The organism is Streptomyces sp. NPDC091371, from assembly GCF_040684275.1.
In the GTDB taxonomy this organism is placed as follows: Bacteria; Actinomycetota; Actinomycetes; order Streptomycetales; family Streptomycetaceae; genus Streptomyces.
In genome coordinates this window covers 61985-81746 of sequence record NZ_JBFBFP010000013.1, presented here as the reverse complement: position 1 = coordinate 81746, position 19762 = coordinate 61985, and the positions used below count along the sequence as shown (strand labels likewise).

Sequence of the window (19762 nt, the reverse complement as noted above, 5' to 3'; positions counted from 1 at the left end):
ACGGGGACGGGGGCTACGCGAAGCGCTGGTTCGCCGCGCCGTTGCAGGGCTGCAGGCGCGCCGGGTCGTGGGCGGCGGCGACCGTCAGGCACATGCCCGGGGCGGCCGCGGGGCGGATGGTGGCGCCGTCGCGGACGAACTGCTGGTTCGCTCCGCCGTGGCAGTTCCAGAGGATCAGGCCGGTGCCGGCGGCGTAGTTGGCGCCGGGGGCGTCGAGGCAGCGGTCGTGGGTCAGCTCGATGTGGACCGACTTGCGTGCCGTGTCGTACCACCAGCCCTGGTTGCGGCCGCCGTGGCAGTCCCAGCCCAGGATGGCCGTCTCATTGGCGCTGGAGCCGCCGTTGGCGTCGAGGCAGTTGCCGGTCGCCTCGTTCTTCAGGGGTGCGTAGAGGGAGTCCCAGGCGCCGGCCTGGAGGACCGGGGTGCCCGTGCTGGCGGGGTCTGCGCAGGAGGCCTCGCGCAGGCCCGAGTTGTAGAGCTGGGTCAGGCAGGACGCGAACGCGCCGTGGCCCCGGTAGTTGGGGTGGAAGGACTGGCGGGCGGTGTTCTCGTCCCACGGGAAGTGGTCGCCGAGGTCCAGGTAGAGGCCGCGGGCCCAGGCGTCCTCCATGCAGACCTCGTGGCCGTGGAAGAGCCGGGAGTTGTCGAGGAAGAGGGCACCCGAGTTGCGGGCGGCCTCGCGCATGCCCTTCTCGAAGGTGGGCACCGCGTAGTTGCGGCCCCAGGTGGCGTCGGAGTCGTAGCCGGCGCAGCCTCCGGGGAGCTTGCCGGGGAAGTTCGGGTTGTCGTAGAAGTCGGGGCCGATGGGGCTGGGGTAGCCCATGACGACGAGCTTGTAGTCGGAGTCGGCGTATCCGGCGTCGCGCATGACCGTCTTGAGGTCCGCGACCGTGGCCTCGACCTTGGGGCGGAGGCCGTCGACGCGCGCCTGCCAGCCCGGGGCGTACTTGGGCTCGCAGGTGCCCTGGCTGAGCACCCAGCGGGTGACGCAGTCGGTCATGACCGGGCCGAACTGGAGGTCGTCGTTGGCGCCGGCGACCAGCAGCACCATCTTGATCTTCGTGTTGCGGGCCTTGATGGCGAGGTTGTCGCTCTGCACCAGCTCGTCGGCGTACTGCTTGCTGCCGCCGATCCGGATGTTCCCGGTGTACCCGCCGGAGCAGGAGACGTTGAAGGTGAGGTCGGCCGGGATGCCGGTGCGGTGGATCGCGGCGTCGGGCGAGCGGTGGCACTGGTTGGACGGGGTGTTGGTGGCGGGGTCGTAGTTGCCGACGCCCTCGCCCGAGATCTCGCTGTCGCCGAGCGAGATCAGGCCGGTCTTGCGCTCGCCGAGCGGGCGGATCGCGGAGTCGCCGTAGATCTTGGTGGCTTCCGCCGCGCGGATGGCCTCCAGTTCGGGCGGGAGCGGGGTCGCCGCTCCCGCCGTGGCGGCCGCGGGGGTCGCGGCCTGGGCCATCGGGGTGATGGCGGTGACGCCCCCGAGGGCGGCCGCGATCGCCGCGACCGCGGCGAAGGTAGATCTGAGCATGGGTTTCGTACGGGCACGTGCCATGGATGCCTCCCCGGCTGTCGGTGTTACCCCCGGTATTTACTGGCCGGTAGGGGAGTTGGGAACACTTCGAACAAGACAATTGCTCAAGTTTCAGAGGAGGCTACGAAAATGACCGGTGATCAGCAGGCCGAAGCGTTCCGTATCGAGCACGACTCCATGGGCGACGTACGGGTCCCCGCGCACGCCAAGTGGCGTGCGCAGACCCAGCGCGCGGTGGAGAACTTCCCCGTCTCCGGGCAGCGGTTGGAGCGCGCCCACATCGAGGCGCTCGCCCGCATCAAGGCCGCGGCCGCCGTCGTGAACGCGCGGCTCGGCGTCGTGGACGAGGAGACCGCCGGCGCGATCCGGTCCGCCGCCTCCGAGGTCGCCGAGGGCCGCTGGGACGACCACTTCCCCGTGGACGTCTTCCAGACCGGCTCGGGGACCTCGTCCAACATGAACACCAACGAGGTGATCGCCACCCTGGCGACCGAGCGCCTCGGCGAGGAGGTCCACCCCAACGACCACGTCAACGCCTCGCAGAGCTCCAACGACGTCTTCCCGTCCTCCATCCACATCGCCGCCACCGCCGCCGTCACCCACGAGCTGATCCCCGCCCTGCGCCACCTGGAGCTGGCCCTGGCGCGCAAGTCCGCCGAGTTCGCGGACGTGGTCAAGGCCGGGCGGACGCACCTGATGGACGCCACCCCGGTCACCCTGGGCCAGGAGTTCGGCGGGTACGCGGCCCAGGTCCGCTACGGCATCGAGCGGCTGCACTCCGTCCTGCCCCGGCTCGCGGAGCTGCCGCTGGGCGGCACGGCGGTGGGCACCGGGATCAACACCCCGCCCGGGTTCTCGGCGGCGGTGATCGCCGAGGTGGCCTCCGCGACCGGGCTGCCGCTGACCGAGGCGCGCGACCACTTCGAGGCCCAGGGGGCGCGGGACGCGCTGGTGGAGACCTCCGGCATGCTCCGTACGATCGCCGTCTCGCTCACCAAGATCTGCAACGACCTGCGCTGGATGGCCTCCGGTCCGCGCACGGGATTGGCCGAAATCAATCTCCCGGATCTCCAGCCGGGCTCCTCCATCATGCCGGGCAAGGTCAATCCGGTGGTTCCGGAGGCCGTGCTCATGGTCGCCGCGCAGGTGACGGGGAACGACGCGACCGTCGCCGTGGCGGGCGCGGCCGGCAATTTCGAGCTCAACGTGATGCTGCCGGTGATGGCGAGGAACCTGCTCGAATCGATCCGGCTGCTGGGCAACGCGAGCCGGCTGCTCGCGGACCGCACGGTCGAGGGGATCACCGCCAACACCGCCCGGGCCAGGGAGTACGCGGAGTCCTCGCCCTCCGTGGTGACCCCGCTGAACCGCTACATCGGCTACGAGGCGGCCGCCAAGGTCGCCAAGAAGTCCCTCGCGGAGCGCAAGACCATCAGGGAGGTCGTCCTGGAGTCCGGCTACGTGGACCGCGGCGACCTCACCCTGGAGCAGCTGGACGAGGCCCTGGACGTGCTGCGGATGACGCACCCCTGAGCGGTGGCGGGAGGGGGTCGGCTGGGGGCCGGATTCGGTCGAATGCCGCCCCCGGCCCCCTCCGTGACCTGCACCGCAGCGGGCGCGGGGGCCCCCGCCCTAAGATCTGCGCATGACAGGTACCTTCCGGCCCGCGAGCGGCGGCGCGGCGCACGGCACGCGCTGGGCGCCCGGGGAGCAGATCCTCTGGCGCTACCGCGACCACGCGCCGGGGCCGAAGGGCCAGGTCCACATCTGCCGCCCGGTGACCGTGGTGCGGGACACCGAGGAACTGCTGGCCGTCTGGATGGCCCCCGGCACCGAGTGCGTCAAGCCGGTGCTGGCCGACGGCACGCCCGTACAGGAGGAGCCCCTCGCCACCCGCTACACCGCGCCGCGGACCACCGTACGGTCGCAGTGGTTCGGCGGGGGCGTGCTGAAGCTGGCCCGGCCCGGGGAGCCGTGGTCGGTGTGGCTGTTCTGGGGACACGGCTGGCGGTTCAGGAACTGGTACGTGAACCTGGAGTCACCGCTGACCCGGTGGTCCGGCGGGGTCGACTCCGAGGACCACTTCCTCGACATCTCCGTCTACCCGGACCGCAGCTGGAAGTGGCTGGACGAGGACGAGTTCGCGCAGGCGCAGCGCTCCGGGCTGATGGACGCGGAGCAGGCGGAGCGGGTGCGGGCCGCGGGGCGGGCGGCGGTCGACGTGATCAAGGCCTGGGGCCCGCCGTTCTCCGACGGCTGGCAGGACTGGCGGCCGGATCCGGCCTGGACGGTTCCGCTCCTGCCCGAGGACTGGGACCGCACTCCGGCGCATATGACCTCATGAGACCCTTGATGCGCCCCCGGGGTTCAAACGTAGGATCGTCCGGCGCGAGGTCGCGCGCACGGGGCGGTGCGGGCGGTTCGTGAATCCGTAAGTGTCGTGTCACACGCGGTACTTGACCGGAGGCCGAGGCAGGGCGAGAAGTAACGAGGGGGACCCGGAAGCGCGGGGCGATGGTGCCGCGGCCGCTGAGCGGGTATACCGCGACTGACCGAGTTGAGTGCAGCGCACATCGAGCGCAAACGGACGGAATTCCACGCGTGACGGAGTACCCCACCTCCCAGGAGGGCCCGCAGCCCGTCGCCTCCGGCGGAGGTACGGACGAGCCCGGCCACGGCAAGGCGCCCATCGCCGCCGAGGCCGTACGCACGCATGCCGGCGACACTGGCGCTGGCCCGGCGGTGGAGGCGGCGTCCCGCGCGGCCCGTTCCACGGTGGGCCCTGCCGCGGGCGGCGGACTCCCCCGCCCGCGCACGGGCGCAGCCGACCCCGCCGAGGCACCGCGTCGGCGCGGCGAAGGCGCCGACGCGGCAACGCCCGGCCAGGGCACGGCCCGCCCCCGGGACGGCGGTCCCGCCGAGGGGCCGGGCACGCGCGGGGAAGGCGTCGACCCGGTCGGGGGCGGCATGCAGTCGGGCGACGAAGCGGGCCTTGCAGCGCCCGGCCGGGCCGCGGTGCGGCCGCGTGACGGGGCTGCCGCACGCAACGCGGCGAGCGGTACCCCGGCGGCGCTCGGCCCCGCCGGGGACGACCACGACGGAGGCGCCGCGGGCGCCGTACCCGACCGGGACGCGGCCCGCCCGCGCGGCGGCGCGCGCAACGCGGCCGGGCACGGCCGCCCCGCCAGGGCGCCGCGCCCGCGCGGGGAGGACGCCGGACACGGCGGTCCCGCCGGGTCCCAGCGCCGGGCCGGGGACGGCAAGAGCGGTGTCGGCGGCGGTGTCGGCGGGAGCGGAACCGGCGGTCACGGCGGATCGGGGATACCCGGCGAGGAGGCCACCGCCGCGCGCCGCGAAGGCGACCGGCTGCGGTTCGTCGGGGCCGCCACGCGGCGGATCGCCCGCGGCATCGACCTCGACGAGATCGTGCTCGGCCTGTGCCGGGCCACCGTGCCGACCTTCTCGGACGCGATCCTCGTCTACCTGCGCGACCCGCTCCCCGTGGGCGACGAGCGTCCCGTCGGCCCGGTCGTTTTAAGGCTGCGCCGCACCGACCGGCTCCGGCCGATCGACGATCTGAGCACGGTCGAGGGCGCCGGGGCCGCGGGGGCCGCCGGCGAGCTCGACTTCAGCCAGTTGCCGCTGCTCGGCCCGCAAGGTGACCTGCCCGCGGCCGAGCTGTGCGAGATCCGCTCCGGCGGCGCGCTCGCCGAAGTGCTGCGCGGCGTACGGCCCGTCTTCGGGTCCGCCGCCGGCGCCAAGGAGGCCCTCGCGGAGCTGCTCGGCTCGGAGCACCCGGTGCCGCGCGGCAACCGGGCCGTTCTCGCGCCCCTGCGCGGCCGCCGCCGGGTGATCGGCGCGGCCGTGTTCCTGCGCAGCCCCGAGCGGCCCGCGTTCGAGCAGAACGACCTGCTAGTCGCCGCCCAGCTGGCCACGCACACCGCGCTGGGCATCGACAAGGCCGTGCTGTACGGCCGCGAGGCGTACATCGCGGACGAGCTCCAGCGCACCATGCTGCCCGACAGCCTGCCCCAGCCCACCGGGGTGCGGCTCGCCTCGCGCTACCTGCCGGCCGCCGAGACGGCCCGGGTCGGCGGGGACTGGTACGACGCCATACCGCTGCCCGGGAGCCGGGTCGCGCTCGTCGTCGGCGACGTCATGGGCCACTCCATGACGTCCGCCGCGATCATGGGCCAGCTGCGCACCACCGCGCAGACGCTGGCCCAGCTGGACCTGCCCCCGGCTGAGGTGCTGCACCACCTCGACGAGCAGGCCCAGCGGCTCGGCTCCGACCGCATGGCCACCTGCCTGTACGCCGTCTACGACCCGGTCTCGCACCGGATCACCATCGCCAACGCCGGCCACCCGCCGCCGGTGCTGCTCCACCTGGGCGGCCGCGCCGAAGTGCTCCGGGTCCCGCCCGGCGCCCCCATCGGCGTCGGCGGCGTGGACTTCGAGGCCGTGGAGCTGGACGCCCCCGCCGGGGCCACCCTGCTGCTCTACACGGACGGCCTGGTGGAGTCCCGGCTGCGGGACGTGTGGACCGGCATCGAGCAGCTGCGCGAACGCCTCGCCGCCACCGCCCAGTTGACGGGCCTGGACCATCCGCCGCCGCTGGAGGCCCTGTGCGACGACGTGCTGGACATGCTCGGCCCGGGCGACCGGGACGACGACATCGCGCTGCTCGCGGCCCGGTTCGACGGGATCGCGCCCAGTGACGTCGCGTACTGGTTCCTGGACCCGGAGGAGACCGCTCCGGGCCGGGCCCGCCGCTTCGCCCGCCGCGCGCTGACCCGCTGGGGCCTGGAGGAGCTGAGCGACTCCCTGGAGCTGCTGGTCAGCGAGGTCGTCACCAATGCCGTCCGGTACGCGGAGCGGCCCGTGACCCTGCGCCTGCTGCGTACGGACGTGCTGCGCTGCGAGGTCGGCGACGACTCCCCGCAGCTGCCCCGCCAGCGCCGGGCTCGGGACACCGACGAGGGCGGCCGCGGCCTGTTCCTGGTCAACCGGATGGCCCGCCGCTGGGGCGCGACGCGGCTGAGCAGCGGCAAGGTGGTCTGGTTCGAGCTGTCGCTGCCGGGCGGGCACGAGCGGCGCTGAGCGGCCCGGAAACGACGGAACCGCCGCCCGCGTCCTGCGGGCGGCGGTTCCGTCGTCATGAAGGGGGTGCCTACGACTCGGGGAAGAGCGGCGGCGGTTCCGGCGGCTTGGGGCCCGACTTGGTCGGCGAGGGACTCGTGGTCGGCGGGGGAGTCGGGGTCGGCGACTTCGAGTTCGACTTGCTCGGCGTCGGCGTCGGCGACTGGGTCTCCGGCGGCGCACTGCTCGCCGGCGGGGTGGACGAGGTGCTCGTCGACGGTGTCGGGGAGGCGGTGCGGGCCGGGGTCTGCTTGGCACCCATCTCCGCGTCGGACAGGTCGAACTCGGCCGTCTTCCCGCCCTTGAGCGCGGCCAGCGTGTACGCCTTCCAGATCTCGGCGGGGAAGCTGGAGCCACCCGCGCGGCCGCCGCCGGCGGTGCCGGTGAGGGTGACCTGCTTGTGGGTGGTGGGCTCCTCGCCGAACATCGCGACGACGGTGACCAGTTCGGGCGTGAAGCCGGTGAACCAGGCCGCCTTGTTCTCCTCGGCGGTACCGGTCTTTCCGGCGGCCTCGTAGGCGCTGCTGCGGACCTTGTTGCCCGAGCCGCCCTCGTCGTTGACGACGCCGGTGAGCACCTTGGTGACGGTGTCGGCGGTCTGCCGGCTGATCACCTGGCTGCCGATGGCCTGACGGGGCGTGAACTCGCCGTCCCGGTGCTCGGCGCTCTTGATGATGGTGGGCGTGACCTTCTTGCCGTGGTTGTCGAAGGTCGCGTAAACGCCCGCCATCTCCACGGTGTTGGCGCTCATCGTGCCGAGGGACATGGCCGGCTGGTCCTCCTGCCAGCCGTCGCGGTCCTTCATGCCGAGGGCCAGGGCCGTCTTCTTCACCTTGGGCGGGCCGGCGTCCACGATCATCTGCGCGTACACGGAGTTGACCGAGTAGTTGGTCGCGTCCTGGACGGTGATCTCCTTGCCGAAGTCCCGGTCGTCCTGGTTCTGCGGGTTGAACGGGATCTTGCTGCCGACGACCTGGCGCCTGCTGGTGCCGTCGTAGAGCGTGTTCGGCTTGATCGGCTTGCCGTCCTGCGTGGTCGCGTTCTCCTGTATGGCGGAGGCCAGCACGATCGGCTTGAAGGTCGAGCCGGGCTGGTAGTCGGTGCGCAGGGCGTTGCTCTCGGACTTCTCGGACAGGCCCTGGCCGCCGTACATCGCGACGATGGCACCGGTCTTCGGGTCCACCGAGGTGGCGCCGGCCTGGACGTTCTGGTCCACGGGGCGGTTCTTGGTGTCCTTGCGGTCGAGCTTGGACTCCAGCTCGTCGTTGACGGCCTTCTCCAGCGCCTGCTGCTTCTTCGGGTCGATGTTGAGCACGATGTTCCAGCCACCGGCCGCGATCTCCGCGTCGGTGATCTTCTGCTCGTTCATCTCGTCGTTGGCGGCCTGGATCAGGTAGCCCTTCTGGCCGTCCATGCCCGGGCGGGGCTTGGGCTTGATCGGCGGCGGGAGGGTCATGGTCTTGCGCTTGGCCGGGTCCAGCTTGCCCATCTCGACCATGTTGTCGAGGACGGCGTTGAAGCGGATGTTGACGAGCCTCGTGCCGTTCGGTCCGGCGGTCGCCAGGTCGTACTGGCTGGGCGCCTGGATGACGGCGGCGAGGTAGGCGCCCTGCTCCAGCGTGAGCTTGTCGGAGTCGACGCCGTAGAAGGCCTGGGCCGCGGCCTGGATCCCGTACGCGTTGCGGCCGTAGAAGTTGGTGTTGAGGTAGCCGACGAGGACGTCGTCCTTCTCCATGCGCTGGTCGACCTTGAGGGAGATCACCAGCTCGCGGAGCTTTCGCGTCGCCGACTGGTCCTGCGTCAGGTAGTAGTTCTTGACGTACTGCTGAGTGATCGTCGAGCCGCCGGCCGTGCCCTTGCCGCGGACCGTGTTGAACAGGCCCCGGACCACGCCCATCACGTCGATGCCGCGGTCCTTGTAGAAGGACTTGTTCTCGATCGCGATGAACGCCGTACGGACGTCCTCCGGGATCTTGTCGATCGTCACGATCTCGCGGTTCATGGTTCCGGTGCGGGCCATGATCGAGCCGTCGGAGTACCGGTAGGTGTTGCTCTGGAGCGTGGCCTGCTTGTTCGGGTCGGTGGGTTCGTCCACCGAGAAGTACAGGATGACCGCCGCGGCCATGAGCGCGAGCATCAGCCCGAAGAAGGTCCCGAGGATCTTCCGCCACGTGAAGAAGCGGCGTATGCCGGAGCGTTTCCCGGCGCCCCCCTTGCCCTCGGCACCCTTGGTGCCCTTCGCGCGTCCGCTCGGCGCACGCCGCGCACTGCGCTGCTGCTGCGCCCTACGCGCTTCTGCTCGGCCCATCGCTCCCGCTCCGCTCGATCTAACCCCCGACACGTCAGCTCAGAAAGCTAACACCGCAGGCTGTGACAAAGGTTGGCCAACCATCACCAATACCGGTCAATTCGGACGTGAGAATCAGCACCCACGCCACAGGAACCGACGCACGCGAGGGCCGAAGGGTTGCCGTACAGCGAAAAAGTGATATCACTTTGCTAGGCGGCTCGATCAGTCGCGACCACGAGAAACGGGGCAGACCATGACGAACTCGGCAGTGACGGCACCGGACGGCGTACGGGAGTTCACCGCGCGCAGCGTGGGCGGCGGACTGGCGCTGCTGCTCGGGCTGGCGGGTGTGGCGGCCGGGGCCGGCCTGATCGCCACCGGCGCCGTCCTGACGGCCGTCGCGGCGAAGGCCGCGCTGATCGCGGGCGGCATCCTGCTGGTCCTCGGCTCGGTCATCGCGATGAGCGGGCTCAACACCATCGCGCCGGGCGAGGCGCGGGTGGTCCAGCTGTTCGGCCGCTACCGGGGGACGATCCGCACGGACGGGCTGCGCTGGGTCAACCCGCTGACCTCCCGGGAGAAGATCTCCACCCGGGTGCGCAACCACGAGACGGCCGTCCTGAAGGTCAACGACGCCTACGGCAACCCGATCGAGCTGGCGGCGGTCGTGGTGTGGCGGGTCGAGGACACGGCCCGGGCCGTCTTCGAGGTCGAGGACTTCACGGAGTTCGTCGAGACCCAGACCGAGGCGGCGGTGCGGCACATCGCGATCGAGTACCCGTACGACGCCCACGAGGAGGGCGGCCTGTCCCTGCGGGGAAACGCCGAGGAGATCACCGAGAAGCTCGCGGCCGAGCTGCACGCCCGCGTGGACGCGGCCGGGGTGAGCATCATCGAGTCCCGCTTCACGCACCTCGCGTACGCTCCTGAGATCGCCTCCGCGATGCTCCAGCGCCAGCAGGCGGGCGCGGTCGTGGCGGCCCGCAAGCAGATCGTGGAGGGCGCGGTGGGCATGGTCGAACTGGCCCTCACCCGCCTGGCGGAGGAGGAGATCGTGGACCTGGACCCGGAGCGCAAGGCTGCCATGGTCTCGAACCTCATGGTGGTCCTGTGCGGTGACCGCGCGGCGCAGCCGGTCGTCAACACGGGCACGCTCTACCAGTGAGCGCGGCGGGCGGGGGCGCCGGGGGGCGGGCGGCGCGGAAGCAGGTACTGCTGCGGCTGGACCCTGCGGTGTACGACGCGCTGGCGCGGTGGGCGGGCGATGAGCTGCGCAGCGCGAACGCGCAGATCGAGTTCCTGTTGCGGCGCGCGCTGGCCGAGTCCGGCCGGCTGCCGTCTGCGCCGGGCCCCATCCCACGGCGTGGGCGGCCACCGAAGTCGGGAGACTGACCCGCCGGGCCCTGCTCCTCAAACGCCGGAGGGGCTGGATTTTGGCTGATGCCGTCCGCCTGGCAATTCCAGCCCCTCCGGCGTTTGAGGAGCGGGGGTCCGGGGGCTGGCCCCCGGCAACGGCGCCGCACCGACCCAGCCCCGGCGGCGGCGCGGCCGCTCAGTCCGTGAGCCACACCGGCAGCGGCCGCACCGCTTCGCGCAGGGCGGCGGCGACGGCCCGGAACTCCCCCTGGCGCGCCGTCCCCGCCCGCATGGCCAGCGCGATCCGCCGCGACGGCGCCGGCTCGGCGAAGTACCCGGTGGCCAGGTACTCGTTGCGGGCGGTCTCCAGCCGCAGCGCGGTGCGCGGCAGCAGCGTCACGCCGAGTCCCCCTGCGACCAGTTGTACGAGCGTGGACAGTCCGGCGGCGGTCGTGGTGACGTCCGCGCCCGCCGCCCGGCCCGCTTCGCGGCAGATGTCGAGGGCCTGGTCGCGCAGGCAGTGCCCCTCGTCCAGCAACAGCAGCTGCAGCCCGCGCAGTTCCTCCAGCGGGATGTCCCGGCGTCCGGCCAGCTCGTGCTCGCGGGGCGCGAGCAGGACGAAGTCCTCGTCGAAGAGCGGGAGTTCGGTGACGCCGGGAACCCCGAGCGGGACCGCCAGCAGGAGCAGGTCGAGCCGCCCGCCCGCCAGCCCCTCCAGCAGGGAGGCGGTCTGCTCCTCGTGCACCTGGAGGTCCATGCCCGGGTAGCGCCGCTGGAAGAGCCCGAGCACGGTCGGCAGCAGGTACGGCGCCACCGTGGGGATCACCCCGAGCCGCAACACCCCGGTGAACGGCGCGCGTACGGCCTCGGCCTCCTCCAGCAGCCCGCCCATGGCGGCGAGCACCACCTGCGCGCGGGCCGCGATCCGCTCCCCCGCCGGGGAGAGCAGCACCTTGCGGGTGGTCCGCTCCAGCAGCCGCACGCCGAGGGCCTCCTCCAGCGCGGAGACGGCTCCGGAGAGGGCCGGCTGGCTCATGCCGATCGAGGCGGCGGCGTCCCGGAAGTGCAGGTGTTCGGCGACCGCCGCGAAGGCGCGCAGCTGCGCGAGCGTCGGCTGCTTCGCCGGCTTCGCTCCCCTATTGCCCACAGCCACTGATAGGCACCTCCGATCACCTGCCTCAAGAGTAGCTATTTCTTTAATCAATGCAGGTGTGTCAGCATGTGAGATCCGTCCAACCCCCTAGGAAATCCCCCAAAAGGGGCACTTTCCCTTCCGCGAGGAGAGCGTGTGCTCACTGTCGGCGACCAGTTCCCCACCTTCGACCTGACCGCCTGCGTGTCGCTTGAAGCGGGCAGCGAGTTCGCGCAGATCGACCACAAGACGTACGAGGGCAAGTGGAAGGTCGTCTTCGCCTGGCCGCTCGACTTCACCTTCGTCTGCCCGACCGAGATCGCCGCCTTCGGCAAGCTGAACGAGGAGTTCGCCGACCGCGACGCGCAGGTCCTCGGCTTCTCGCTCGACTCCGAGTACGTGCACCACGCCTGGCGCAAGGACCACGCCGACCTGCGCGACCTGCCCTTCCCGATGATGTCCGACATCAAGCGCGAGCTCTCCGCCGACCTCGGCATCCTCGGCGAGGACGGTCTGCCGATGCGCGCCGTCTTCATCGTCGACCCGAACAACGAGATCCAGTTCTCGATGGTGACCGCCGGTTCCGTGGGCCGTAACCCCAAGGAGGTCCTGCGGGTCCTCGACGCCCTGCAGACCGACGAGCTGTGCCCCTGCAACTGGAACAAGGGCGAGGCCACCATCGACGCCGGCGCCCTGCTGGCCGGTGAGTGACCGATGTCCCTCGACTCCCTCAAGTCCGCCATACCGGACTTCGCCAAGGACCTGAAGCTGAACCTCGGTTCGGTCATCGGCAATCAGGACACCCTCACCCAGCAGCAGCTGTGGGGCACCGTCCTGTCCTGCGCGATCGCCGCCCGCTCCCCGCTCGTCCTGCGCGAGCTGGAGCCGGAGGCGAAGGCGGTCCTGTCGCCGGAGGCGTACACCGCCGCCAAGTCCGCCGCCGCGGTCATGGCGATGAACAACGTCTTCTACCGCACCCGGCACCTGCTCTCCGACCCGGAGTACAACAGCCTGCGGGCGGGCCTGCGGATGAACGTCATCGGCAACCCGGGCGTGGAGAAGGTCGACTTCGAGCTGTGGTCCCTCGCGGTCTCGGCGATCAACGGCTGCGGCCAGTGCCTTGACTCGCACGAGCAGGTCCTGCGCAAGCACGGCCTCGACCGCGAGACGGTCCAGGAGGCCTTCAAGATCGCCTCGGTGATCCAGGCCGTCGCGGTCACCCTCGACGCGGAAGCGGCCCTGGCCGCCGAGTAGTCACCCCGTACGAGCCCCGGGCCCCGCCGCCGTTCCATGGCCGCGGGGCCCTGGTCCGCCGGGCCGGGCGAGCCGCCCGCGAGGCCGCTGCGCGGAGCCCTCCCCGCCCCGCCCTTCCTCCGTTCCCCGGGGCTCCGCCCCGGACCCCGCTCCTCAAACTTCCCCAGCTACCGCTGGGAGGTGCCCCCTGGAGGGGCTGGGGGGTTTCATCGCTTGCGCAGCGCCGCCATCAGCGTCCGTACGTCCTCGATCGCCGCCGACGTGACCGCGTCCTTGTCGACGTCGTCGCCGTCGCTCCTGGTCCACTGGACGGTCAGCGTGAGGACCGCACCGCCGTCGAGCACCTGGAGCATGGAGGCGTTCATGTATTCGTGGAGCACCGCCCGCTCCCCCAGCCCGGGGACCTCCACCGCCGCCTTGACCTCGGGGCCGATGTACGGGTCGCGCCCGAGCCCGACCCCGAACTCCGGCTCGGGGTCGGACTTCTTGTGCAGGTCGACCTCGACCCTACCGTAGTAGCCGATCCTGCCGTCGGGTTCCCCGGAGGCGGGCCACTCGCCGTTGAAGTCGCAGCCGGCCCAGTCCAGGGGAGGGCTCTCGCCGTGCCCGGCCTGCCGGTTCGCAAGGCCCCCGGTGAGCTCGCCGAGCACCTGCAGCGGTGCCTCCTTGCAGAGGTCCTCGGCGTGCCGGTACGAGATCCTCGGCGCGGCGGCGAATCGATCCTGCGCGGTCAGCACCCCGGCCCACACCGCCGAGGCCAGCACGGCCCCGCCCAGCGCCCACAGCCAGGGCCGTGGCCGGGCCACCCGCGGCGGCTCGGGCTCCGCCTCCTCGGCCGGGCGGGTGTCCCGCCACTCCGTGTCGAGCTCGGGCTCGCCTATCACGCCGGACCCTCCCCGCGGCCCACGGCCGTCGAGCCGTGGGGTGCCGGGCCGACCGGGGTGGCGGTCGGGTGGAGCTGCTCGCGCGAGTACGCCCGCAGGTAGCCCACGGCCGTGTTGGTGACGGCGACCAGCGGTACGGCGACCACGGCCCCGCCGATGCCCGCGATCATCCCGCCGGCGGCCACCGACAGCACCACCGCGAGCGGGTGGACCCGTACCGCCCGGCCCAGGATGAAGGGCTGGAGCACGTGGCCCTCGATCTGCTGGACCGCCAGTACCACGAGCAGCACCATCAACGCGGTCCACACGCCCTGCGTCACCAGCGCCACGACCACGGCGAGGGCGCCCGAGATCACCGCGCCGACGAGCGGGATGAAGGCGAACAGGAAGATGAAGACGGCGAGCGGCACGGCCATCGTCACGTCGAGGAAGTAGAGCCCGAGGCCGATGAAGACGGCGTCGATGAGCGCGACGAGCACGGTGCCCCGCACGTACGCGGTCAGCGTGCGCCAGGCGCGCGGGCCGGCGCCCGACACGCCGGGCCGGGCGGCGGCCGGGACCAGGCCGAGCACCCAGGTCCAGATCTTCTTGCCGTCGTAGAGCAGGAAGAGCGTCGAGAACATCGCGAGCAGCATGCCGGTCAGCACCTCGACGAGCACCGTCACGCCCTGCAGGCCCGCGGAGGTGATCTGTTCGGTGTTGGTGCCGATGGTCTCGCTGAGGTTCTTCGCGATGTCGTTGATCTGCTTCTCGGTCACGTGGAACGGACTGTCCAGTGCCCAGGTCTTGAGTTCGTTGATGCCTTCGCGGACCCGGTTGGAGAGATCGTCGAGGTTCTCCATGACCTGCCAGACCACGAACCAGCCGACGAGCCCGATCACCACGAAGCCGAGGATCGCGGTCACGGCGGTGGCGAGTCCGCGCGGCATGCCGAGGCGGCGCAGCCGGACCACGAAGGGCTGGAGCAGCGCCGTGACGAGCATGGCGGCGGCGAAGGCCAGGACGACCAGGCGGACTTCGCTGATCACCTTCATCAGCACCCAGAGCATCCCGGCGAGGAGCAGCAGCCGCCAGCTGACCTCGGCGGCCACGCGCATGCCCCACGGGACCACGGTCACCGGATCGGGTCGCTCGGGGAGGGCGGCGGCGGCCGGCACCGGGGCCGGGGCGGGCACGGGCGCCGGCCCGGGCGGGACGGGACGCGGCAGGTCGCCTCTCGCCTCGGCCTCGACCTCGGCGCGCCGCTCGTCGAGCGCCGCCTCCATCCGGTTCAGCCTGCTGCCCAGCCGGCCGATCCAGCCTGCCCTCTTCGCCATGTCTTTCCCTTCCCCCCGCCCCACTGGCAACGCCCCGACGACGGTACACGCGAGGAGCCCCGCACCGTAGGACGGTGCGGGGCTCTCCGGGGTTGAGCGCGTGGTGCGGCGGCGGTGGTGCCTAGTACCAGCCGTTGGCCTGGTGGAAGTTCCAGGCGGCGCAGGGGCTGCCGTACCGGTCTTCCATGTAGTTCAGGCCCCACTTGATCTGCGTGGCGGGGTTGGTGCGCCAGTCGGCACCGGCCGAGGCCATCTTCGAGCCCGGGAGCGCCTGGACCAGGCCGTACGCCCCGGAGGACTTGTTCACGGCCAGGTAGTTCCAGGTGGATTCCTGGTTGATGATGTTGGAGAAGCACTGGAACTGGCCGGACGGGACCATCTGCTGGGCGATGGCCTTGACCTGGGCGACCGTGTAGGAGCTCTGCACGGCGAAGTCGCCGGCGCTGCGGGTGGCGGAGCGGCTGGCCGCTTCCTTCGCCTCGCGGTCCTTCCGCGCCTTCTCCTCCGCGGCCTTCTGCGCTTCGGCCTTCTTGGCCTTGGCGTCCTCGGCGGCCTGCAGACGGGCTGCCTCCTCCGTCGAGCGCTTGGCGTCGGCGTCGGCGGCGTGGGCGATGGTGTCGGCCTGCTGGGTCAGGGACCCGCTCTGGACCGATGCCTCATCGCCGACCGGGATGTCAGTGAGGAGAGTCGCGCCGGACGCTGTCGTCTCGAAATCGTTGGTGGGGTCGCCAGTGGCAACGCCCACGACTGCGCCGACGGTGGTGACCGCGGTGGCCGAAGCCACTGCGAACCCCCGGACCGAGATCCGGCTCACACGGTGTCCTTCCAGCAGCGTCCGCAGTGACCGCGCGGGCGCAAAATTGCCCCTCGACGCTGGCCTCCGTGCTGCTTCGGTCACTGGAGGCGCGGGCCCGTGGACAGCTCCCTCGCGGGGGCTGCCGTTTGAAACTCCGGGCGGCATACGGCAATCGGCTGTGGAGTTGTGGTGCTGCGCGTACCTCACGGGAGATACAGGTGTGCCGTATGCGGGGCCTGACGGAAACCAGACTCTGCCGGACCGCGACGCCGCAAGGCAATTCCCCGTTGCGTGGGAAAGGTCACACCTGGCATGTCGCCGCTGTTTTCACCAAAGGCCTGTGCAGCACGACGCCGCCCGGCTAGGCTCTCGGGCCTTTGCCGGGCGGCATCAACTCCCTTTCCCGCTATGGGCGTTTTACCCCTGTGTGCTCCGTGTGCCGGTCACAGCGATTCGAGCATCTCCGTGACGAGGGCGGCGATCGGGGAGCGCTCGGAGCGGTTCAGCGTGACGTGGGCGAAGAGCGGATGCCCCTTCAACTTCTCGACCACGGCGACGACTCCGTCGTACCGGCCGACCCTGAGGTTGTCCCGCTGGGCCACGTCGTGGGTGAGAACAACCCGCGAATTCGCGCCGATTCGGGACAGAACGGTCAGCAGGACGTTCCGTTCCAGCGACTGGGCCTCGTCCACGATCACGAAGGCGTCGTGCAGCGAGCGGCCGCGGATGTGCGTGAGCGGCAGGACCTCCAGCATCCCGCGGTTCAGCACCTCCTCGATGACCTCGCGCCCGGCCACCGCCGAGAGGGTGTCGAAGACCGCCTGGGCCCAGGGGCTCATCTTCTCGTTGGCGTCCCCGGGCAGGTATCCGAGGTCCTGCCCGCCCACCGCGTACAGCGGCCGGAAGACCATCACCTTCTGGTGCTGCCTCCGCTCCAGCACCGCCTCCAGGCCGGCGCAGAGCGCGAGCGCCGACTTTCCGGTGCCGGCCCGGCCGCCCATCGAGATGATCCCGATCTCGGGGTCGAGCAGGAGGTCCAGCGCGATGCGCTGCTCGGCGCTGCGGCCGTGCAGGCCGAAGGCCTCGCGGTCGCCGCGTACGAGCTTGACGTTGCCGTCGGCCGTGACCCGGCCGAGCGCCTTGCCGCGCTCGGACTGCAAGACCAGTCCGGTGTGCACGGGGAGCTCCGCGGCCTCCGGCACGTAGAGCCGGTCCTCGGAGTAGAGGAGGTCGACCTGCTCCCCGGAGAGGGAGAGCTCGCTCATGCCGGTCCAGCCCGCGTCGGTGATCGCGAGCTCGGCGCGGTACTCCTCCGCGAGCAGGCCCACTGAGGAGGCCTTGATGCGCAGTGGGAGATCCTTCGAGACGACCGTGACGTCGTAGCCCTCGGCCTGGAGGTTGCGGGCGACCGCCAGGATGCGCGAGTCGTTGTCCCCCAGCCTGAAGCCGGCGGGCAGGACACCCGGATCGGAGTGGTTGAGCTCGACGCGCAGGGTGCCGCCCAGATCGCCCAGTGGGATGGGGGCGTCGAGGCGACCGTAGCGAACCCGGAAGTCGTCGAGCAGGCGCAGGGCCTGGCGCGCGAAGTAGCCGAGTTCGGGATGGTGCCGCTTGGCCTCCAGCTCGGTGATCACCACGATCGGGAGCACGACCTCGTGCTCGTCGAAACGGGAGATCGCGTTGGGGTCTGCCAGCAGGACGCTGGTGTCGAGGACGTAGGTCCGCCTGTCGGGCAGGCGGCGCTTTGTGCTGGTCACCACGGAAGGACGTACCCCCTCGGAAGAGGTCGGGCCATGAAGACCGGACCGGTCATCGGCACCCATGCCGGGGCCGATTTCCGGCCCTCCCACTCCGTCCGTGCGAACCGCACGTGCGTCCTGGTGCAAAGGGCCTCCCGGGCGGACGACCCCATGCCGTCCGCTGAGACTCGACACCCGTGGATCGGGCATCGACCTGAAAGGGATATTCCCCGATCAGGCCAGGCCATGCCATGGCATATGACGGACGCTCGGTGAATCCCTGGTGAAGGGTTCCGGGGGGTTCTGGTGTCGTAATGAGGGCGTGCCGGGACCGAGGCGCCGTCAGACGCCCCGGGGCAGGGAGGGGAAGAAGTCCGCTCAGGTGCCGTAGCGCCGGTGGCGGGCCGCGTAGTCGCGCAGGGCCCGCAGGAAGTCGACCTTGCGGAAGGCCGGCCAGAAGACCTCGCAGAAGTAGTACTCGGAGTGCGCGCTCTGCCAGAGCATGAATCCGGACAGCCGCTGCTCGCCGCTCGTGCGGATCACCAGGTCCGGGTCGGGCTGGCCGCGCGTGTAGAGGTGCTCGGCGATGTGGTCGATGTCGAGGATCTCGGCGAGCTCCTCGAAGGAGGTGCCCTTCTGCGCGTGCTCCAGCAGCAGCGAGCGGACCGCGTCGGCGATCTCCTGGCGGCCGCCGTAGCCCACGGCGACGTTGACGAGTATCCCGTCGATGTCGTGCGTGGCCTGCTCGGCCTCCTTGAGGACCGTCTGCGTCCGGGCGGGCAGGATGTCGAGGTTGCCCACGTGGTGGACCCGCCAGCGGCCGTCCGCGGCGAGGCCCCGCACGGTGTTCTCGATGATGTTGAGCAGCGGGCGGAGCTCGACCTCGGGCCGGTCCAGGTTGTCGGTGGAGAGCATCCACAGGGTGACGACCTCGACGTCGGTCTCGGTGCACCAGCCCAGCATCTCGGAGATCTTGTCGGCCCCGGCCTGGTGGCCCTGTTCCGTCGTGCCTCCGGACGCCTTCGCCCAGCGGCGGTTCCCGTCCAAGATGACACCGATGTGCTTGGGCGCCGCGTCATGGTCGAGGCGGCCTTCCACCCGGCGTGCGTAGAGCCTGTACACCAGGTCGCGCAGCTTCACGATCTTCCAGCCCCTCCGTGCATTGCCCCCGTGCGAAATGCGGTGTGGTCCCTCCCCCGAGGCGGCCACATTACTGCGCGCCGGGATGGGGTACCCAACTCGGTCTGTCACAACTCCGTGATAGGGAGGACAACGTGACTGATACCAATCCCTATCGGGCAGAGCGCACGCGCTACGACTCCATGGAGTACCGGCGCACCGGCCACAGCGGCCTCAAGCTCCCCGCCATCTCCCTCGGCCTCTGGCACAACTTCGGCGACGACAAGTCCCTGGCGTCCCAGCGGGCCATCCTGCGCCGGGCCTTCGACCTGGGCGTCACCCACTTCGACCTGGCGAACAACTACGGGCCGCCCCCCGGCTCGGCCGAGCTGAACTTCGGCAAGATCTTCGCGCAGGACTTCGCGCCCTACCGCGACGAGCTGATCCTCTCCACCAAGGCCGGCTACCACATGCACCCGGGGCCGTACGGGGAGTGGGGCAGCCGCAAGTACCTGCTCGCCTCGCTCGACGCCTCGCTGAAGCGGATGGGCGTGGACTACGTCGACGTCTTCTACTCGCACCGCTTCGACCCGGAGACCCCCCTGGAAGAGACCATGGGCGCCCTCGCGTCCGCGGTCCAGCAGGGCAAGGCGCTGTACGTCGGCGTCTCCTCCTACACCGCGGAGCAGACGGCCGAGGCGGCGCGGATCCTGCGCGGCATGGGCGTGCGGCCGCTGATCCACCAGCCCTCGTACTCCATGATCAACCGCTGGACGGAGGACGACGGCCTGCTCGACACCCTGGAGGAGGCCGGCATGGGCTGCATCTCCTTCGCACCGCTCGCGCAGGGGCTGCTCACGGGCAAGTACCTCCAGGGCATCCCGGAGGGCTCCCGGGCCGCCGCGGGCAAGTCCCTGAACCCGGCGCTGCTGTCGGAGGACGTCGTACGCCGTCTCACGGGCCTGGGCGAGATCGCCGCGCGGCGCGGGCAGTCCCTCGCCCAGCTCGCGCTGCGGTGGGTGCTGCGCGACGAGCGGATGACCTCGGCCCTGATCGGCGCGTCGAGCGTGAAGCAGCTCGAGGAGAACGTCGCGGCGCTGGCCGGAGCCCCTCTTTCGGAGGCGGAGCTGAAGGAGATCGACTCCTTCGCGGTCTCCACGCCCGGCACGAACATCTGGGCCCAGCGCGGCTGACCTGCGCGTTTGC

At 71.2% G+C, this 19762-nt stretch carries 16 protein-coding genes; 8 read left to right on the top strand and 8 right to left on the bottom strand.

The features are described from left to right. Window positions 1–13: 13 nt before the first annotated feature. Window positions 14–1552 (bottom strand): ricin-type beta-trefoil lectin domain protein, encoded by a 1539-nt coding sequence (locus AB0O21_RS17125; RefSeq protein ID WP_365171862.1) that lies wholly within the window; start codon window positions 1550–1552, stop codon window positions 14–16. Window positions 1553–1660: 108 nt separating this feature from the next. Between AB0O21_RS17125 and AB0O21_RS17120 the strand changes: the two genes are divergently transcribed. From AB0O21_RS17120 to AB0O21_RS17110, 3 genes are all read left to right on the top strand, one after another. Beyond that, window positions 1661–3064 (top strand): class II fumarate hydratase, encoded by a 1404-nt coding sequence (locus AB0O21_RS17120; RefSeq protein ID WP_365171860.1) that lies wholly within the window; start codon window positions 1661–1663, stop codon window positions 3062–3064. Window positions 3065–3176: 112 nt separating this feature from the next. Continuing rightward, window positions 3177–3875, top strand: coding sequence for a DUF402 domain-containing protein (locus tag AB0O21_RS17115; RefSeq protein WP_365171858.1), 699 nt, complete (start codon window positions 3177–3179; stop codon window positions 3873–3875). A 623-nt stretch (window positions 3876–4498) separates the two neighbouring features. Then, window positions 4499–6631, top strand: a complete 2133-nt coding sequence (locus tag AB0O21_RS17110) for an ATP-binding SpoIIE family protein phosphatase (protein WP_365172025.1) — start codon at window positions 4499–4501, stop codon at window positions 6629–6631. Window positions 6632–6701: 70 nt separating this feature from the next. Here the strand turns inward: AB0O21_RS17110 and AB0O21_RS17105 are convergent, their stop codons facing one another. Continuing rightward, the gene (locus AB0O21_RS17105) at window positions 6702–8978 is read right to left on the bottom strand and encodes a transglycosylase domain-containing protein (protein ID WP_365171856.1); all 2277 of its coding nucleotides are present in this window, start codon (window positions 8976–8978) and stop codon (window positions 6702–6704) included. Between the two features lie 235 nt (window positions 8979–9213). On the opposite strand from AB0O21_RS17105, the gene AB0O21_RS17100 reads away from it, so the two are divergent. Beyond that, a complete protein-coding gene (locus AB0O21_RS17100) occupies window positions 9214–10125 on the top strand; it encodes an SPFH domain-containing protein (RefSeq protein WP_365171855.1) in 912 nt (303 codons plus the stop codon). Continuing rightward, the gene (locus AB0O21_RS17095) at window positions 10122–10352 is read left to right on the top strand and encodes a hypothetical protein (protein ID WP_365171853.1); all 231 of its coding nucleotides are present in this window, start codon (window positions 10122–10124) and stop codon (window positions 10350–10352) included. The genes AB0O21_RS17100 and AB0O21_RS17095 overlap by 4 nt, the downstream gene beginning before the upstream one ends. 160 nt (window positions 10353–10512) lie before the next feature. Here AB0O21_RS17095 and AB0O21_RS17090 read toward each other — a convergent pair whose 3' ends face one another. Next, entirely contained in the window at window positions 10513–11469 is a 957-nt protein-coding gene (locus AB0O21_RS17090) for a hydrogen peroxide-inducible genes activator (RefSeq protein ID WP_365171851.1), read from the bottom strand. A 135-nt stretch (window positions 11470–11604) separates the two neighbouring features. On the opposite strand from AB0O21_RS17090, the gene AB0O21_RS17085 reads away from it, so the two are divergent. Both AB0O21_RS17085 and AB0O21_RS17080 read left to right on the top strand, forming a co-directional pair. Beyond that, the gene (locus AB0O21_RS17085) at window positions 11605–12159 is read left to right on the top strand and encodes a peroxiredoxin (protein WP_365171849.1); all 555 of its coding nucleotides are present in this window, start codon (window positions 11605–11607) and stop codon (window positions 12157–12159) included. Between the two features lie 3 nt (window positions 12160–12162). After that, the gene (locus AB0O21_RS17080; RefSeq protein WP_365171847.1) at window positions 12163–12702 is read left to right on the top strand and encodes an alkyl hydroperoxide reductase; all 540 of its coding nucleotides are present in this window, start codon (window positions 12163–12165) and stop codon (window positions 12700–12702) included. A gap of 206 nt (window positions 12703–12908) precedes the next feature. Here AB0O21_RS17080 and AB0O21_RS17075 read toward each other — a convergent pair whose 3' ends face one another. The 5 genes from AB0O21_RS17075 to AB0O21_RS17055 form a co-directional block, all read right to left on the bottom strand. Then, complete coding sequence (locus tag AB0O21_RS17075) at window positions 12909–13586, bottom strand: hypothetical protein (RefSeq protein ID WP_365171845.1); 678 nt, start codon at window positions 13584–13586, stop codon at window positions 12909–12911. Next, the gene (locus AB0O21_RS17070) at window positions 13583–14902 is read right to left on the bottom strand and encodes an AI-2E family transporter (protein ID WP_365171843.1); all 1320 of its coding nucleotides are present in this window, start codon (window positions 14900–14902) and stop codon (window positions 13583–13585) included. The genes AB0O21_RS17075 and AB0O21_RS17070 overlap by 4 nt, the downstream gene beginning before the upstream one ends. Window positions 14903–15023: 121 nt before the next feature. Beyond that, window positions 15024–15716 (bottom strand): transglycosylase SLT domain-containing protein, encoded by a 693-nt coding sequence (locus tag AB0O21_RS17065; RefSeq protein ID WP_365171841.1) that lies wholly within the window; start codon window positions 15714–15716, stop codon window positions 15024–15026. 425 nt (window positions 15717–16141) lie between these two features. Continuing rightward, entirely contained in the window at window positions 16142–17458 is a 1317-nt protein-coding gene (locus AB0O21_RS17060) for a PhoH family protein (RefSeq protein WP_365171839.1), read from the bottom strand. A gap of 357 nt (window positions 17459–17815) precedes the next feature. Beyond that, on the bottom strand, window positions 17816–18577 hold the full coding sequence (locus AB0O21_RS17055) for an isoprenyl transferase (protein WP_365171837.1): 762 nt from the start codon (window positions 18575–18577) through the stop codon (window positions 17816–17818). 134 nt (window positions 18578–18711) lie between these two features. Between AB0O21_RS17055 and mgrA the strand changes: the two genes are divergently transcribed. Further along, window positions 18712–19749, top strand: coding sequence for an L-glyceraldehyde 3-phosphate reductase (mgrA, locus tag AB0O21_RS17050; RefSeq protein ID WP_365171835.1), 1038 nt, complete (start codon window positions 18712–18714; stop codon window positions 19747–19749). Window positions 19750–19762 lie beyond the last annotated feature (13 nt).

Bases quoted from the DNA above. Each gene is read 5' to 3' on its own strand.
- AB0O21_RS17125 (WP_365171862.1), bottom strand. From the start codon at position 1,552: ATGGCACGTGCCCGTACGAAACCCATGCTCAGATCTACCTTCGCCGCG.
- AB0O21_RS17120 (WP_365171860.1), top strand. From the start codon at position 1,661: ATGACCGGTGATCAGCAGGCCGAAGCGTTCCGTATCGAGCACGACTCC.
- AB0O21_RS17115 (WP_365171858.1), top strand. From the start codon at position 3,177: ATGACAGGTACCTTCCGGCCCGCGAGCGGCGGCGCGGCGCACGGCACG.
- AB0O21_RS17110 (WP_365172025.1), top strand. From the start codon at position 4,499: ATGCAGTCGGGCGACGAAGCGGGCCTTGCAGCGCCCGGCCGGGCCGCG.
- AB0O21_RS17105 (WP_365171856.1), bottom strand. From the start codon at position 8,978: ATGGGCCGAGCAGAAGCGCGTAGGGCGCAGCAGCAGCGCAGTGCGCGG.
- AB0O21_RS17100 (WP_365171855.1), top strand. From the start codon at position 9,214: ATGACGAACTCGGCAGTGACGGCACCGGACGGCGTACGGGAGTTCACC.
- AB0O21_RS17080 (WP_365171847.1), top strand. From the start codon at position 12,163: ATGTCCCTCGACTCCCTCAAGTCCGCCATACCGGACTTCGCCAAGGAC.
- AB0O21_RS17070 (WP_365171843.1), bottom strand. From the start codon at position 14,902: ATGGCGAAGAGGGCAGGCTGGATCGGCCGGCTGGGCAGCAGGCTGAAC.